General features: G+C 61.9%; 16 protein-coding genes. 12 read left to right on the forward strand and 4 right to left on the reverse strand.

The window, feature by feature from the left end:
- Positions 1–148: 148 nt before the first annotated feature.
- A complete protein-coding gene (locus PVW51_RS10435; RefSeq protein ID WP_274574971.1) occupies positions 149–1,246 on the forward strand; it encodes a M24 family metallopeptidase in 1,098 nt (365 codons plus the stop codon).
- A gap of 3 nt (positions 1,247–1,249) precedes the next feature.
- Here PVW51_RS10435 and PVW51_RS10440 read toward each other — a convergent pair whose 3' ends face one another.
- Complete coding sequence (locus PVW51_RS10440) at positions 1,250–2,176, reverse strand: 3-hydroxyacyl-CoA dehydrogenase NAD-binding domain-containing protein (protein ID WP_274574972.1); 927 nt, start codon at positions 2,174–2,176, stop codon at positions 1,250–1,252.
- A 200-nt stretch (positions 2,177–2,376) separates the two neighbouring features.
- Here PVW51_RS10440 and PVW51_RS10445 point away from each other — a divergent pair, with 200 nt between their 5' ends.
- Entirely contained in the window at positions 2,377–3,909 is a 1,533-nt protein-coding gene (locus PVW51_RS10445; RefSeq protein WP_274574973.1) for a malonate--CoA ligase, read from the forward strand.
- Positions 3,910–3,938: 29 nt separating this feature from the next.
- On the opposite strand, the gene scpB is transcribed toward PVW51_RS10445, so the two are convergent.
- On the reverse strand, positions 3,939–4,532 hold the full coding sequence (gene scpB, locus PVW51_RS10450; RefSeq protein WP_274574975.1) for an SMC-Scp complex subunit ScpB: 594 nt from the start codon (positions 4,530–4,532) through the stop codon (positions 3,939–3,941).
- Positions 4,533–4,534: 2 nt separating this feature from the next.
- Positions 4,535–5,437, reverse strand: a complete 903-nt coding sequence (locus PVW51_RS10455; protein WP_274574976.1) for a DUF1403 family protein — start codon at positions 5,435–5,437, stop codon at positions 4,535–4,537.
- Positions 5,438–5,785: 348 nt separating this feature from the next.
- Between PVW51_RS10455 and PVW51_RS10460 the strand changes: the two genes are divergently transcribed.
- The 8 genes from PVW51_RS10460 to PVW51_RS10495 are packed head-to-tail and all read left to right on the forward strand — an operon-like array spanning position 5,786 to position 14,094.
- On the forward strand, positions 5,786–6,730 hold the full coding sequence (locus PVW51_RS10460) for a PDR/VanB family oxidoreductase (RefSeq protein ID WP_274574977.1): 945 nt from the start codon (positions 5,786–5,788) through the stop codon (positions 6,728–6,730).
- Positions 6,731–6,748: 18 nt separating this feature from the next.
- Positions 6,749–8,089, forward strand: coding sequence for an aromatic ring-hydroxylating dioxygenase subunit alpha (locus PVW51_RS10465; protein WP_274574978.1), 1,341 nt, complete (start codon positions 6,749–6,751; stop codon positions 8,087–8,089).
- Complete coding sequence (locus PVW51_RS10470) at positions 8,086–8,559, forward strand: aromatic-ring-hydroxylating dioxygenase subunit beta (protein ID WP_114272927.1); 474 nt, start codon at positions 8,086–8,088, stop codon at positions 8,557–8,559. The genes PVW51_RS10465 and PVW51_RS10470 overlap by 4 nt, the downstream gene beginning before the upstream one ends.
- Positions 8,560–8,566: 7 nt before the next feature.
- Positions 8,567–10,180, forward strand: coding sequence for an AMP-binding protein (locus tag PVW51_RS10475; RefSeq protein ID WP_274574979.1), 1,614 nt, complete (start codon positions 8,567–8,569; stop codon positions 10,178–10,180).
- Positions 10,180–11,355: a thiolase family protein gene (locus PVW51_RS10480; RefSeq protein ID WP_274574980.1), complete on the forward strand. Its 1,176-nt coding sequence runs from the start codon at positions 10,180–10,182 to the stop codon at positions 11,353–11,355. Before PVW51_RS10475 ends, PVW51_RS10480 begins: the two co-directional genes overlap by 1 nt.
- Positions 11,352–12,590 carry an SDR family NAD(P)-dependent oxidoreductase gene (locus PVW51_RS10485; protein ID WP_274574983.1) on the forward strand — a complete coding sequence of 413 codons (1,239 nt, stop codon included), beginning with the start codon at positions 11,352–11,354 and terminating at the stop codon, positions 12,588–12,590. The genes PVW51_RS10480 and PVW51_RS10485 overlap by 4 nt, the downstream gene beginning before the upstream one ends.
- Positions 12,587–13,378, forward strand: coding sequence for a cyclase family protein (locus PVW51_RS10490; RefSeq protein ID WP_274574985.1), 792 nt, complete (start codon positions 12,587–12,589; stop codon positions 13,376–13,378). The genes PVW51_RS10485 and PVW51_RS10490 overlap by 4 nt, the downstream gene beginning before the upstream one ends.
- The gene (locus PVW51_RS10495; RefSeq protein ID WP_274574986.1) at positions 13,375–14,094 is read left to right on the forward strand and encodes an SDR family NAD(P)-dependent oxidoreductase; all 720 of its coding nucleotides are present in this window, start codon (positions 13,375–13,377) and stop codon (positions 14,092–14,094) included. The genes PVW51_RS10490 and PVW51_RS10495 overlap by 4 nt, the downstream gene beginning before the upstream one ends.
- Before the next feature lie 69 nt (positions 14,095–14,163).
- Here PVW51_RS10495 and PVW51_RS10500 read toward each other — a convergent pair whose 3' ends face one another.
- Positions 14,164–14,643, reverse strand: coding sequence for a YybH family protein (locus tag PVW51_RS10500; protein WP_274574987.1), 480 nt, complete (start codon positions 14,641–14,643; stop codon positions 14,164–14,166).
- 353 nt (positions 14,644–14,996) lie between these two features.
- On the opposite strand from PVW51_RS10500, the gene PVW51_RS10505 reads away from it, so the two are divergent.
- Both PVW51_RS10505 and PVW51_RS10510 read left to right on the forward strand, forming a co-directional pair.
- Entirely contained in the window at positions 14,997–16,193 is a 1,197-nt protein-coding gene (locus tag PVW51_RS10505; RefSeq protein ID WP_274574988.1) for a thiolase family protein, read from the forward strand.
- Positions 16,190–16,591, forward strand: a complete 402-nt coding sequence (locus tag PVW51_RS10510) for a Zn-ribbon domain-containing OB-fold protein (RefSeq protein ID WP_274574989.1) — start codon at positions 16,190–16,192, stop codon at positions 16,589–16,591. Before PVW51_RS10505 ends, PVW51_RS10510 begins: the two co-directional genes overlap by 4 nt.
- Positions 16,592–16,787: the final 196 nt, after the last annotated feature.

The following is a 16,787-nucleotide window of genomic DNA, read 5'->3' on the forward strand; positions in this document are numbered from 1 at the left end:
GACCGCATGCCGGACCTCCGCCGCGCTGTCCCTGAACCCCCGCGTTCGGGCGCGACGCAAGCAATCCCGTTGCAGGGCTTGGCATCCGTTTCAAGATACGCGAGGTTCGGGCGCATCGCACCGAACATCCTGATCCACGGAAGCCCCGATGAACTTTGACGCCCGGATTCACAAACTCGCCGCCATTTTGCAACGCCATGACTGTCCGGCCATTGCGATGGTGCCGGGTCCGAACTTTTTCTACCTGACCGGCGTGCGGCTGGGCCTGATGGAACGGCCCACGATCCTGATCGTCACGGCGTCAGGCGAGGTTCACGCCGCAATTCCCGCGCTGGAAAAGGACATGTGGACCGCCCGGATGCCGCAGGCCCGGACCGTCTTCTGGCAGGATGCCGACGGCTATGCCGATGCGCTGGCCCAGCTTGCGCGGCAAACCGGGCTGACCCGCCTCGCGGTAGAGGGCGGCCGCATGCGCCATTTCGAGGCGTCGGCCCTTGCCCGCGCCTTTGGCACGGCACCGGAAGACGGGACAGACATGTTGCTGCCGCTGCGGCTGAACAAGGACGCCTCGGAAATCGCCGCCATCGAAAAGGCGGTGCAGATCAGTGAAGATGCGCTGGTCGCGACCCTGAAGCAGATCGGTGCGGGGCTGACAGAGACGGAAATCCGCTCCAGGCTGCTGATCAACATGCTGGAAAGAGGGGCAGATGGGGCCGCATTCGACCTGATCGTGCTGGCCGGTCCGGCGGCGGCGGATTGCCATGGTGTGCCGTCATCCGACCGCCGGCTGAAACGCGGTGACACCTTGCTTTTCGACTTCGGCGCAACCCTGAACGGTTACAGCGCGGACATCACCCGCACCTATTTCTGCGAGGAAATCCCGCAGGAACACCGCGCATTCTATGAGGCCGTGCAAGAAGCAAACCGCCTGGGCCGCCACATGACAGCACCCGGCGTGACCCCGCATGATCTGGACACAGCCGTGCAACAGGCGCTGAGGGACGCGGGTTTCGCGGCGGATATCCGGCACAAGCTCGGTCACGGACTGGGGCTCGACATCCACGAAGCGCCGCAACTGATGCGGGGCAACCATGCACCGCTGGAGGCGGGTATGGTCATCACCATCGAACCGGGCCTTTATCGCCCCGGCGTGCTGGGTGTCCGTATCGAGGATGACGTGCTGGTCACCGAAGACGGCGCCCGGTCCCTCACCCAGTTGCCGCGTGATCCGCAGGTGATCGGCTGACCCTCAGTCCTTCATTGCCCTGGCACGCAGAAGGGCGATCAGCGCCGCATCGCGGTCCTGCTCCAGCTCGGCAATGCTGCGCCCCCCTGCGGCAGTTTCCACGCCTTCGATCAGCGCCGCGCAGACCTCAGGGCTGAGAACCGGTGCCCCCAGCGCGGCCCAGCGGCGCTCCTGGCTGGGTCCGAGATGCGCCAGATATCCGGCCATGCCCTGCGCGCCGCCACCAAGATGATACGCCATATGTGCGCCCAGCACGGACCAGCGCAGGCCAGGTCCGTTGACAAGCGCCGCATCTATGGCTTCGACATCCGCGATACCTTCCTGCACCATGAAGACAGCCTCGCGCCACAGGGCAGAGGCGAGCCTGTTGGCAATATGTCCGGTGGCATCCTTCCGCAGCCTGACCGGCATGCGGTCGGCAGCACGGTAAATCGCCTCGGCCCTGTCGAGACGCGCGTCATCGGCACCAAAGAGTTCAACCAGCTGGACCAGGTGCGGCGGGTTGAACGGATGCGCCGTAATCAGCCGCGCCGGCTCACGCAAACCCGGTGCAAGTTCCGACCAGGTCAAGGCCGAGGTCGAGGAGGCGATGATGGCCTCCACCGCCATGGCCTCTTCGATCTCGGCCAGAAGCGCGTGCTTCAGCGGAATGTTCTCTGGCGCGTTCTCCTGGATCAGCGTCGCACCTGCGACGGCATCATCAAGCCTGTCGCAGCGGGTGATCCTTTCGGCCCCGCCTTTCGCCTCCGTGATCTGCGCAAGCTGTGCCAGCAACCCGGGGATGTGACCCACGGCCTTGTCCAGCGCCGCCGCGTGAGGATCCCAAAGCCGCACCCTGAACCCATGATGTGCAAACAGCGCGGCCCATGCTGTCCCGATCAGACCGGCACCGATGATGGCAATGTCACGGGTATTGGCGTCAGCTGTCATGGTTGTCCTTCAAAGCGTCGCCGCAATCTTGATCATTCGCCCTTGGCGCGCAAGGCAAAGCGCTCAACGGGACGGAGGCAAGCAGCGGGTTGCCGCGACGGGCACGGATAGTGTAACCACCCGCCAGCCATCGCCACAAACAGAACGCCCGATCCATGGTGAGGCAAACCGCGTTTCCAACCAAAGGAAAAGGTAACCTGATGGCCAATCCACTCTATGATCGTCTCTTTGGCATCCATGCGGGAAAGGTGACGCCGTTCCTGCATCTTCCGGACGGTCAGACAATCAGTCATCAGCAGTTCCTCGAAACCAGTTCCCGCATTGCACATGTGACCAGGGAAATCGGGCTGAAGCCCGGCGACCGCGTCGCCGCCCAGATCGAGAAATCGCCGGAAGCTCTGGCGCTCTATGCCGCCTGCGCACAGGCGGGGCTGATCTTTCTGCCGCTGAACACGGCATATACTGTCGACGAATTGCAGTATTTCATCGAAAACAGCGGCGCGTCGCTGATTGTCTGTGACGGCAGCAATGCGGAAAACCTCGCCCCGATCGCCACCACGCTGGGATCAAGGATCGAAACCCTGAACGGCGATGGCAGCGGCAGTCTGATGGATCGGGCGCGCGAGATGGATACGGTCTTTGCCACGGTGGCGCGGCAGGGCGACGACCTCGCGGCATTCCTTTACACCTCCGGGACAACCGGGCGTTCCAAGGGCGCAATGCTGACCCAGAACAACCTGCTGTCGAACACCTGGACCCTCATGGAAGAATGGCGGTTCACGGCAAGCGACGTTCTGCTGCATGCCCTGCCGATCTTTCACACCCATGGATTGTTTGTTGCCACCAACATCACGCTGGCCGCTGGCGGCAGCATGATCTTTCTGCCGAAATTCGATCTGGACCAGATGATCGCCTGGATGCCCCGCGCAACCACCATGATGGGTGTTCCGACCTTCTATACCCGCCTGCTGGGGGACGCCCGTTTCACCCATGATCTGGCCGCGCATATGCGCCTGTTCATTTCAGGTTCGGCCCCCCTGCTGGCCGAGACCCATGCAAGGTTCGAAGCCCTCACCGGCCATCGCATCCTTGAACGCTATGGCATGACAGAAACCAACATGAACACATCGAACCCCTACGATGGCGAACGTCGTGCCGGAACGGTGGGTCATCCATTGCCGGGGATCGAGCTGAAGATCACCGACCCCCAGACCGGCACGACCCTGCCCGAAGGTGAAATCGGACAGATCGAGGTGCGCGGCCCCAACGTCTTCAAGGGGTATTGGCAGATGCCGGAAAAAACGGCAGAGGAACTGCGCGCGGATGGTTTCTTTATCACCGGTGATCTGGGCAAGGTCGACCGGGACGGATATGTCCATATCGTCGGCCGCAACAAGGACCTGATCATTTCCGGCGGATTCAACGTCTACCCAAAGGAAATCGAACAGCTGCTCGATGATCAGCCTGGCGTGCTGGAAAGCGCAGTAATCGGCGTGCCGCATCCCGATTTCGGCGAAACCGTGCTTGGCGTGATTGTTCCCGCCCCGGGTGCCGCGCCGGACAGGCAGGCTATCATGGACAGTCTTCGCCGGTCTCTTGCCCGTTTCAAGCACCCCCGCGAACTGGTCATCATGGACGAACTGCCGCGCAACACGATGGGCAAGGTTCAAAAGAACATCCTGCGCGATCAATTCAGAGAGATGTTCACATCCGGGGATGTCGGCCAGACGTAGCGATCAGCCGCGAGATACCACCGCCGCTTTCACCCCTGCGTCAGGCCCGCATCCTGCAATTCCTCCCGGTCCGGCAGATCGCGCAGGCTTTCCAGCCCGAAGGCCAGCAGGAAGTGTTCCGTGGTGACAAAAGTAAAGGGCGCACCCCGGCTGGGGCTGCGCGGCCCGGTCCCGATCAGCCCCCGCGCATGCAGCCGCCCGATCAGATCGCGGCTGATCTCCTTGCCGAAAATGTCTTTCAGCATGTCGCGCGTGGCGGGCTGGTAATAGGCAATGGCGGCCAGCACCGCGATATCGAATTCGCTGAGGTCCAGCAGCTGATCGTCCAGATCGGCCGCAGCCCGGATCGCCGGGGCAAAGGCCGTCCGCGACCGCAGCACCCAGCCATCGGCCACCTGCGCCAGTTCGAAGGCGCGCCCCTCAAGGTCCGCGGCAAGATCCCCGATCAGCAGATCGACGGAGGCATCCTGCCCGACCACCCGCGCCAGATCCTGCCTTGGCACCGGGGTGGCGCTGGCAAACAGCACGGCCTCGATCCGCAGCATCCATTCCCGCCAGCGCAGCTCCGGCGGCAGGTCGGCCAATTCGCGGTCAAGCTCTGGTTCAGGTCGGACAACGGCCACGCCTACACCCCGTAAAGGCGAAAGGTGTCGCGCCCGGTCAGCTCGCGCACCGCACCCAGATCGACGAGCCTGTCGCAGAAGCGGCGGGCGGCCCGGTCCGGCATCGGCAGGGCCGAGGGTGCAACGGCATCCCGGCTCAGAAAGACCTCGACCGCGGCAGGCGCTGTCTTGGCCCGCAATTTGGGCGCAACCGTCTTCAACCGCGCCGCCCGTCGCGACAGATCTGCTGCCATGCGCAGGGCCTGCGGGGTCGCGGTGGTCACCGCGCCGTGGCAGGCCAGCCGCAATGCATCGCCACGTCTGGTCAGGTCAACACGCACCAGACCCGACGCGAACAGGGGCAGGATGTGATCCCATCCCAGCGCCTGCGCCAGGGCCGCATCTGCCAGGATCAATGCAGGCACCTCAGCCCGCGGCATTTCCGTCAGAACGGCTTCCAGAACCTTTGCCACGCGCGTGATGGGCCCCGCCTGCCCTGCGCCACGTTCCTTTCCGGCACTCAGCCAGGCCGCGATTCGTGTGGCCTCCACCTCGGGCAAGGCACGGTGCAGCGCCTTGACAGAGAGGGGTCGTTCCGCCGCACGCCGCCAGGCAAGATAGGTTTCTCCTGCGGGGCCCGGCAGGTCACCGGGACGCAGCAGGTGGATGGCATCCCGCAACTCCCCTGCCCTTTCGGGCCGTCCGGAAAACAGGATACAGGCCTCCGCCGCCTGCAACGCCAGGCGATCCCGCAACAACGCCTGCGGCACATCACTCTGCTTGATGACCTGATGCAGACAGCTCAGCGCGCTGCCGGACAAGAACGCCATATCCTCAAGCGATTCACTGCGGCGGGACGTCACCCAGGACGGCAACAGAAGTTGCATGGCAGGGTCGTCCTGGATGTTCGATAGGGTGAATGTCATGTCCAGAGCTTATCCGACCACCGCAGGCTTCGCTACAAGATGTCTGAGCGCAGCGTAGATTTTAGGATTGAAACATTCGAGGGTTTCCGGATCGACCCTGAATGCAACCCTCATCCGTTAATTGCAGATCGACAGCGCATTTTCTCCTTGCGGTGCCTGACATCCCGATGTGGAATGCAGGCATCGGGTGGTATTTAATGATGATGAACCGATGGCGACCAAGGGGGTTGGCCCGGCCGCATGCCACCGCGACGCATCCCGTGCCCTGTTCAACAATCAACCCCTTGACGGTTTTTTATTTTATATATAAAACTATGCAAAAGCATAGAGTGGGATTAAGGGGGCGTCATGCCGTCCATAGGCTACGAAGTCATCGCCGTTTCGAGCGAGACCAAAGATGTAAAACGGATCGAAGTGAAGCCGTCGGCGCCGATCCCCATGGTGTGGACCGCGGGCGCACATGTTCGCGTCAGCCTGCGCGACGGCGGTGACCGTTCGTACTCCCTGCTGCGGCTGCCGGGCCTGCAACCCGGACATCTGGCGCTTGGCGTGCTGCGCGAGGCGCAAAGCACGGGCGGGTCGATCTTCATGCATGAGCTCAAGCCCGGTGACAGGGTTCAGATCTCGAACCCGACCAATCATTTTGAACTGGGCGACCATGCTGAACCCGCCGTACTGATCGCGGGCGGCATCGGCATCACGCCGATCCTGTCCATGGCGGCGGAACTCGCCGCGAAAGGGCGCGCATTCGAGGCCCATTATGCCGGGCGTTCCGAAGGGACGCTCGCCTTCGTGAATGAAATGCAGGAAATCTGCGGCGACCGGCTGCATCTGCATTATGACGATCAGCCCAGCAAGATGGATCTGAACGAAATTCTCGGACAGGCCCCCGATGGTGCCCATGTCTACTTCTGCGGACCGGCCGGCATGATCGAGGCGGTCAAATCCGTCGCCTCCGATCTGGGCTGGCCCGTCGAGCGGGTGCATTACGAGCTGTTTTCGGCTGCAGCCAATACGGCGGAGGACACGGCATTCGACGTCGAAATCCACAGCACCGGCCAGATCGTGCATGTCCCGTCCGACAAGACGATCATCGAGGCGCTGGAAGAAGCAGGTCTCGACCCGCTTTACGACTGCCAGCGCGGCGACTGCGGGATCTGCCAATGTGATGTGATCGACGGAATCCCCGACCACCGGGATGTCATCCTGACCGACAGCGAAAAGGCGGCGAACAACGTCATGCAGATCTGCGTATCGCGCTCGAAAACGCCCAAACTTGTCATTGATATCTGATCTTTACTGGAGACTGCCATGGACCGTTATCGCGGAAATTCCCAAGCCATCGCCGATTTGGTCAAAGGCCACGCCGTTCACCGCGACGTCTACGTGAACGCGGAAATCTTCGAGTTGGAAATGGAGCAGCTCTTTCCCAATTCCTGGATCTACATCGGGCATGAAAGCCAGCTGAAGAACACCGGCGACTTCATCACCTCCAAGATCGGAAACCAGCCGGTTCTGGCATCCCGGCACCGGGACGGGCAGGTCTATGTGCTGCACAACCGCTGCCCGCACAAGGGCGTCAAGATTGCCTCAGAGCCTTGCGGCAACACCGGCAAATTCTTTCGCTGCCCTTACCACGCCTGGTCGTTCAAGACCGATGGTTCGCTTTTGGCGATCCCGCTGAAGAAGGGCTACGAAGGCACCGGATTTGACGCGGATCAGGCGGCCAAGGGCCTGACGCGGATCGAGAACGTGAAAATCTACCGCGGCCTGATCTTCGTGCGTCTGGCGAAAGAAGGCCTCAGCTTCGAAGAGTTCTTTGGCGAATCCCTGTCCACGATCGACAACATGGCCGACCGCTCGCCCGAGGGTGAACTTGAGGTGATCAGCCAGCCGATCCGCTACATGCACACCTGCAACTGGAAGATGCTGGTCGAGAACCAGACTGACACCTGCCATCCGATGGTCGCGCATGAAAGCTCTGCCGGGACGGCGGTCAGCGTCTGGGAACGCGAGAAGGACAACTTCACCGAAACCCCCATGGCCGTGCAGCTTTATGCACCTTTCATGAGCCCTTATGAGTTCTATGAAGGGGCGGGCATTCGCGTCTGGCCAAATGGCCACGGCCACACCGGCGTGTCAGGCTCGATCCACCAGGACTACGAGGATGTGGACGGCTATCAGGACATGATGATCGAGGCCTATGGCAAGGAACGCGCCCAGGAGATCCTGGGCGATATCCGTCACAACACGATCTATTTTCCCAACATCATGGTGAAGGGGCCGGTCGGCATCCTGCGCAACTTCATCCCGCTCGGGGTCGACAAGACCCTGGTGGAAAGCTGGGTGTTCAAGCTGAAGGGTGCCCCCGACAAACTCTATGAGCGCGGCCTGATGTATAACCGCTTCATCAACGCGCCGACGTCGATTGTCGGTCACGACGATCTGGAGATGTACGAACGCGCGCAGGAAGGTCTGCACTCCAACGGCAACGAATGGGTCAACCTGCGCCGCCTCTGGGAGGATGATGAGGCCGAAGAGACAACGGAAGTCGTCAACGGCACATCCGAACGCCAGATGCGCAACCAGTTCTATGCCTGGCGCAAGTTCATGGTTCAGAACATGGACCAAGCCGTGGAGGCCGCAGAATGAACCGCGATGACCTGATCGATTTTGTCTATGACGAGGCCGCCACGATTGACCAGATGCGCTGGGACGACTGGCTGGCGCTGTTTCACAAGGACGGACGCTACTGGATGCCGCTTGAATGGCAGCAGGAAGATCCGATCCTTCAGCCCTCGCTGATGTATGAGGACCGGTTGCTGCTGACCGTCCGGGTTGAGCGTCTGGCAGGTGAGCGCACCTTCAGCCAGAAACCCAAAAGCCGCTGCCATCACCTGATGGAACGGCCGCGCATCCTCTCGATGGGCGAAGACGGGGGCGTGCATAGACTGCGCACTTCATTCATATATACCGAAACGCGGGGTGACCTGCTGGAACGCTATTCCGGCTGGGTCAGTCACGAGTTGGTCGAGGTGGACGGGGCATTGCAGATCAAGCTGAAACGCATTGATCTGATCAACTTCGATGCGCCATTCAGCAACATCCAGCTCTTTATCTGAGGCAGGCATGAACACCGAAACAGTTTACACCCGATTCAAGAGCACCGCTGCGATGCAGGGCGATGCCCCCTTTCTGCATGTGCTGGAGGAAACGGCACAGGTCTATGGCATCCCGCAGGGCGACATCAGCTATGACGAGATGGCGCAAAGAGTGGAGGACTGGCGCAACCGTTTCATGGATGCCGGATATGGCGCGGGCCATCGCGTCGGGCTGCTGTTGGAAAACCGTCCCGTGTTTCTGGAGATCTGGCTGGCGCTGAACGCGATTGGTGCCTCTGTCGTGCCGATCAACCCGGACTTGCGGCTGGCGGAACTGGAATACCTGGCAGAACACTCCGAAATGATCCTGGCGATCGTCCTCTCCGACCGGCTGGAAGAGATGAAGACCGCCGTGGAAAACGCCGGCATTCCCACCCTTGTCACAGCACCCGAAGGCGCGTTGCCAAAGGCCATCCGGCCCGCCGCGGCAGAGGCGGCGCCGAACACGGCGACGGAATGTGCCTTGCTCTATACCTCCGGGACCACGGGCAAGCCCAAGGGCTGCATCCTGTCCAACGAATATTACCTCTATTCCGGTGACTGGTACGCCGGTGCCGGTGGCCACATCAGCCTGCGTCAGGGCGAGGAGCGGATGCTGACCCCCCTGCCCGTTTTCCACATGAACGCGATGGCCGTTTCGGTGATGGCCATGATCACGGTGGGCGGCTGCCTGATCATGTTGGACCGTTTCCATCCGCGCAGCTGGTGGGCTTCGGTCCGCAAAAGCGGCGCGACGGTGGTGCATTATCTGGGCGTGATGCCGCCCATGCTGATGCGCGCCGACCCTTCCGAAGACGACCGCAATCACGATGTCCGTTTCGGATTTGGCGCAGGCGTGGACGCCAAGCTGCATGACCCTTTCGAAGAACGCTACGGTTTCCCCCTGATCGAGGCCTGGGCCTGTACCGAGACCGGATCGGGTGGGGTCATCTGCGCCAATGAGGAACCGCGCAAGACGGGAACCGCCTGCTTTGGGCGGCCCGCCAAGGAGGTTGAAGTTCGCGTCGTCGACGATGCAGGCAAGGACGTGGCACCAGGCGCACCCGGCGAAATGCTCGTGCGCCGCGCCGGGGACAATCCGCACTACGGCTTCTTCTCGGGCTATCTGAAAAACCGCGAAGCAACCGACGAGCTTTGGGAAGGCGGCTGGCTCCATACCGGTGACGTGGTGCAGCAGGACAAAGACGGATCGCTGCACTTCGTCGACCGCAAGAAGAACGTGATCCGCCGCTCGGGCGAGAACATCTCGGCGGTGGAAGTGGAATCGATCCTGAACCGTCATCCCGAGATCGCCTCCTGCGCCGCCGCTGCCGCCCCCGACGATGTACGCGGCGACGAAGTGGCCGTGTTCATCATTCTGGACGCCGCCGAAGGCAACAACGCCAAGGCCGAAGAGATCGTGACCTGGGCGCTGGATCAGATGGCATACTACAAGGCCCCCGGCTGGATCGCCTTTGTCGAGGATCTGCCGCTGACCGCCACGCAGAAAATCCTCCGGGGTCAGTTGAAAGACCTGTTGGTGAAGACCTTTGAAACCGATGGTTTCATCGACACCAGACACCTGAAGAAACGCACAAGCTGATGGCCCGGCAAAAGCCCTATGACGGCGTTGTCGTCTGCGCGCCGGTCACCGTTCCCTATACGCGGTATTCCGACAAGACCGCGCATTGGTGGACCGGCAGCGCCCTGGCCGCCCTGTCGCGCCAGACCGGGCTGGGGCCAGAAGATTTCGACGGCTTCTGTTTTGCCAGTTTCTCGGCCGGGCCGGACACGGTTGTCGGCATGGTGCAGCATCTGGGGCTCAGCCCGCGCTGGATGGATCACATCCCCACCGGCGGTGCCAGCGGCGTCATGGCCCTGCGGCGCGCGGCCCGCGCGGTTCAGATGGGCGATGCCGACATCGTGGCCTGTGTTGCCGCCGACACCAACCAGATCGACAGCTTCCGCCAGACCTTGCAGGGCTTTTCGCGCTTTTCGCAGGATGCCACCTATCCCTATGGCTTCGGCGGACCCAATGCGACCTTTGCGCTGATCGCCGATAACTTCATGCGGGAATACGGCGTCTCGCGCGATGATTTTGCCAAGCTCTGCGTCGCGCAAAGGGACAATGCGCTGTCCAACCCCTTCGCGCTGATGAAAAAGCCTCTGACCCACGAGCAATACATGCAGGCGCGGCCCATCTCCGACCCGATCCATCTGTTCGATTGTGTCATGCCCTGCGCCGGGGCCGAGGCCTTTATCGTGACTACACCCGAAAAAGCGCGGGACCTGGGCCTGTCCACCGCGCGGCTGGTCGCGACGATCGAGCGGCACAATGCCTTTCCCGAAGACCCGGTGCAGACGCGCGGCGGTTGGGCGCGCGACATTGACGATCTGTGGTCGGCGGCGGGTTGTGGGCCACAGGATATGGATATGGTCCAGCTTTATGACGATTATCCGGTGATCGTGGCCATGCAACTGGCCGATCTGGGGTTTTGCGAAAAGCCGGAGCTTTCCCGGTTCATCGCAGACAACGATTTCACGATTTCTGGTACTCTGCCGCTCAATACCAACGGCGGGCAACTCTCTGCGGGTCAGGCCGGCGCCGCCGGCGGATTTCAGAACGTCACCGAAGGGTTGCGACAGATCCTGCAGACGCCCCTGGGCGATCAGGTGCCCGACGCCAGACGCGCGCTGATCTCGGGCTTTGGTCTGGTGAATTATGATCGCGGCATCTGCACCGGTGCCGCCGTTCTTGAGCAGGAGGTGCTGCGATGAGTGATCCGCTGACACCGCCAAAACGCAAGGACCCGCTGGTCGTCACCCGTGCGGGCCATGTCCCTCCTGCCCTGCGCAGCCGCGCGGCCACGGCGATGGCGGCGCGCGCCGGTCTGGGGCGCTTTGTGCTGCAGGTCTGTGACGATTGCGCGCGGGCAACCTATCCGCAGCGTGACCGCTGCCCGTTCTGCTGGGGCGAATTGCGCTGGCAGGATCAGCCCGACGGCGCAGTGATCGAGGCGGAGACCACGATACGCAGTTCCATCGACCTCTTCTTCAAGGACCATCTTCCCTGGCGCGTCGGTTCGGCCCGGCTGGATGCGGGGCCGATGGCAACCGTGCATCTGCATGGGGATGTGGGTCAGGGTGACCGCGTCAGAATGGAACTGAAGCTTGACAGATCCGGCAATCCGGCACTCTTTGCCATGCCGGAAAAGGAGACGCCACATATGGCTGACGATCCCCAATTGCGGGTCTTTACCGCCGACCCTAAATATCGGCGCATTCTGGTGACCGATGGCCGGACGGAAACCGGACAGGCAGTGGCCGAAGCCCTGCTCAAGGCGGGCGCAAAGACGGTCTTCCTCGGCAACGCCGACCCCCTGATGCGTTATCCCGGTCAGGACCGGATCGAGGCCACCCCAGGGATCGAACCTGTCCGGCTGAGCCTGACCGATACCCGCAGCATTGAGGCGCTGGCGGGGCAGTTGGGCGGACGCGTGGACATCGTGGTGAACACGGCGCAGTTCGCCCGCCAGGGTGGCGTCGGTTTCGGCGGCAATCTGAACGATCTGCAATCCGGGCTGGATCTGGAAGTGACGGGCCTAATGCGGCTGGCGCAGGGGTTCGCCCCTGCCCTTTCGGGGCGCTCGGACGATGGCGATCGCTCCGCCGCGGCCTTTGTCGATATCGCCTCCATCCACGGGCTGACCGGCCGGGCAGGCTTTGCCGGGTCCTCCGCCGCTGCCGCCGCGCGGCTTTCCCTTCTCGCAAGCCTTCGGGGTGAGATGGCCCGGACCGGCATTCGTGTCATCTCTGTCCTGACAGGCCCGGTGGATGACGGCTGGCATCAGAACGTGCCGCCCCCCAAAACCGCACCCGCCCAGATCGCGCGCGCAGTCGTGACCGCCCTTCAGCAGGGGCAGGAAACCATCTGTGCCGACGAGGTCGCAAAGGATGTGCTGACCCGCTGGCAGGACGATCCGCTTCTGACAATTCGTGAGGAAAACAAATGAGCAAAACCGTACTTGCGGATCTTGCGGTGGCCCTGGCGTCTGGCCAGGTGCGCGTCATCGACCTGACCAACACGCTCAGCCCGGATTTCCCGGTCATCGTGCTGCCGGCCGAGTTCGGCCAATGCGCCCCGTTCCGCATGGAAAAACTCTCACGCTACGACGCGGACGGGCCGGCCTGGTACTGGAACAACATTTCGATGAACGAACACACCGGCACCCATTTCGATGCCCCCGCGCATTGGGTGACGGGCAAGGATCTGCCATCGAACACGGTTGACGCCATCCCGGCGCAGGAATTTGTTGCACCTGCCGTGGTGATCGACATCTCGGCGGAATCCGAGGCAGACGCGGATTTTGTCCTGACACGCGATTTCCTCGAAAACTGGGAAACGGAACACGGCACCATCCCGCCGGACCACTGGATCGCCTTGCGCACGGATTGGTACAAACGGGTCGGCACGCCGGAGTATCTGAATCTGCTCGAAGACGGCGCGCATTCGCCCGGGCCGGATGCAGGCGCTGTCGAGTTTCTGGTTCACGACCGCAAATGCGTCGGCCTGGCGGTCGAGACGGTCGGCACCGATGCCGGACAGGCAAGCACATTCAATCCGCCCCTGCCCGCCCATTCGATCCTGCATGGCAACGGCAGGTTCGGCCTGCAATGCCTGACCAACCTGGACAAGCTGCCGACCTTCGGCGCGATCATCGTGGCATGCCCGCTCAAGATCGAGCGCGGTTCGGGCAGCCCCTTGCGCGTGGTCGCCCTCGTCGAAGGAGAAGCCGCGTGAAGACAACTCTGATCACCGGGGGAAACTCCGGCATCGGCGCCGCAATCGGCGATCTGCTGCGCGCGCGGGGCGAAAGGGTCGTGTCGCTGGGGTTGGAAATGCCCGCTGCCGGGCAGGAAAATCTGTATGGCTATACGGTCGATCTGACCAATGCGGCGGCCACCGCCAAGGTGGCAGCAGAGATTGCCGCCGATCATGCGATTGATGCCGTGGTCCACAACGCAGGTGCGATCCTGCCCGCCCTGTTGTCCGATGCAAATCCGAATGACGTTCTGACATTGGCGCAATTGCATCTGGCCGCCCCCATGGCGCTGACACAGGCTGTCCTGCCGGGCATGACGGAACGTGGGTTCGGGCGCATCCTGTTCATCACTTCCCGCGCCTCGATGGGGATGCCGACCCGCTCCGCCTATGCCGCGACAAAGGCCGGAGTGCATGGTTTGATGCGCACCTGGGCGCTTGAACTGGCCCCCAGCGGTATCACGGTCAACGCCATCGCCCCCGGCCCGGTCCTGACCGAGAATTTCTGGGGCATCGTGCCCAGGGACGGCGAGTTGCAGGAAAAAATCGCCAATGGCGTGCCGGTCCGGCGCATCGGCACACCCGAAGACATCGCCAACGCGGCCGGGTTCTTTCTGGATACAAATGCCAGCTTTGTCACCGGTCAGGTGCTGTATGTCTGTGGCGGCGCAAGTCTTGGCGGGCAGCCCTCCTGACCTGGCCTGTGCGCTTGGCAGGCATTCCGGCCATCCCTGACGCCTGAAGCAGCGATGGCCGGGCGAGATTTATGAGGCCGACCGCGACGCATCGTCAATGATGAATTGCCATCCGGCAGCGCCGTAATCACGCAGCACTTCGATGCCGCCGCCGGTGAGGTTCTGCACTTTCCCTTCCGGATCGGTAAGCTCAAGCTTCCAGTGATTGGTTGACAGCGCGATGTCCTGATGGAGGACATGGATGCGGTTGCCGATCTCGATCCTGGGTTTCAGCGCCAGAAGCGCCTCGTAATCACCCCTTGTCGCCGCCTTGCCGTGAAGCGTTGCACCGTCCGGATTGATATAGGTGACATCCTCAGCATAAAGCGCAACCAGACCTTCAAGGTCGCCTGCATTGAATCTTTCCTGCCAGGCGTCATAGACTTTCTCCAACTCGGTGACCGGCGCAGTATCGCCCGTGGTCTGTGCAAAGAGGTCATTTGCAGACAGCCCCGCACCACTGGCCAGAAACCCTGCACCTAGGAGGCGGAGAAAGCGGGCACGGGTCACGCCCTCTGCTGCGGCTACAGCTCTTGCGCGGGGTCCAGGGGCGTCGGAGGGTCCTTCGCGGCATCCATTTCTGATTGAATTCAACATCTGTATGGCCTTTCCCAAAGCATATGTAGTCAAAAGGCTAATGATGCAAAAAATGGCGGTCCATTTCAGATCAGGTTGATTTTTGTGCGCTTTCGGCCAGCGTTGATGCCACCGGCCCCCTGCCAGGTTCAATCAGATCACCCCTCCGGCACGTTGACAGCAATTTATTTTATATATAAAATAAATTCAGCCGGTATCTTCGGAAATCCGGCAAGACGCCTTTTTGGAGATCCTTCCGAACCGGGCGACGATCCGCAAAGAGAGATATGACCAACCGTATGGGAAAGTTCAGTATCGACCGTCGCGCCTATGACGACGTGGTGATCACGACGCCCGTCAGTCTTCCCTACGTCAGGTACAGCGAACAATCCGCGCATTGGTGGATCGGACGGGCCTTGCGGGCCCTGGTGGACGGATCGGGCATTGAAGCGCGCGACATCGACGGTTTCTGCCTGTCCAGTTTCACCACAGCGCCCGACACCGCGATTGGCCTGGCCGAACATCTGGGGCTCAGCGTCCGGTGGCTGGACCATGTACCCCTTGGCGGTGCCAGCGGGATCACCGGGGTCCGACGTGCCGCACGCGCCGTCCAATCCGGTGACTGCGATGTCGTGGCCTGCATCGGTGCCGACACCAACCAGCGCGGGTCATTCGGCAATACCTTGGCCAATTTTTCACGGTTCTCGCAGGATGCGGTCTATCCCTATGGCGCGGGCGGCACCAATGCCAGCTTTGCCCTGATCGCCCGCAATTACATGGAGACATTCAATGTAAGCCGCGAGGATCTGGGACGCATTGCCGTGGCGCAGCGGTCCAATGCCCTGAAGAACCCAAATGCATTGATGAAAGAGCCACTGACGCTCGACCAATACATGAATGCACGGCCGATCGCCGATCCGATCCATCTGTTCGACTGCGTGATGCCCTGCGCCGGGGCCGAGGCGGTGCTGGTCATGCGGCAGGACACGGCCCGGGCCTGCGGCATTGCCGGTGCCAGACTGCGCAGCAGTATCGAACGCCACAACGCACGATCGATTGATCCCATGCAGACCTCCGGCGGCTGGGTGGAGGACGTGGGCGAACTCTACAGCATGGCCGGTGTCGGACCCGATGACATCGACGTGGTGCAGACCTATGACGATTATCCGGTGATCTGCATGATGCAGATGGAAGATCTGGGCTTTTGCAGGAAGGGTGAAGGGGCGGAATTTGTCCGCAGCCATGACCTGCGGATCGAAGGCGACTTCCCCCACAATACCTCCGGCGGCCAGCTGTCCTGCGGACAGGCCGGCGCAGGGGGGTCCTATGTCGGGTTGACCGAAGCGGTGCGCCAGGTTCTGGGAACGGCAGGCGACACACAGGTCAAGGGCGCAAACCTTGCCCTGGCGTCCGGCTTCGGGATGATGACCTATACCAGGGGTCTGTCCTCCTGCGCGGTCATTCTGTCGGGGGAGGGCGCATGACCGACCGCCCCTCAGATCAGAACCTGCCGCCCTACCCGCCATCCGCCAGCGGCGCATTCTATGATGCGATTGCCACAGAGGGGCGGTTCGCATTGCAAAGATGCGCGGATTGCGCGCAGTTCCTCTATCCCGCACATGATGTCTGTCCGTCCTGCCTGTCGACCGATCTGCCGCTGGCTGATGCCCCGCCGCAGGGTCGGATCGCCAGCGAAACAACGATCCGGGCCACCACCAACCCCTATTTTCAGGACCGCCTGCCGATCAGGATCGGCCTGGTGATCCTCGACTGCGGACCCTCGATGATCGCCTTTCTGGACGATGGCGCGGGAATGGGCGACCGCATCGGCGTGTCTTTCCGCCCGGATACCTTCGGCCGGGCGATGGCCTGGGCGAAGTGACCCGGAAATCGTCGGCGCAAATTGCAGGTAAATGGCCATGTCGCCCGGGTCTGTCAGGATAATTCCCGCCGCCATATAATATGCTGAGAAATATTTTTACTTGTAAAATACTTTGATGCCGTCATTATCGGTTAACAAGGATTCGCCCGAAGAATGCAAAAAAGCCGGGTCCGGACAGCATGATTTCATGTTGAAG

It is taken from the genome of Sulfitobacter sp. PR48 (assembly GCF_028807335.1).
GTDB lineage: Bacteria > Pseudomonadota > Alphaproteobacteria > Rhodobacterales > Rhodobacteraceae > Sulfitobacter.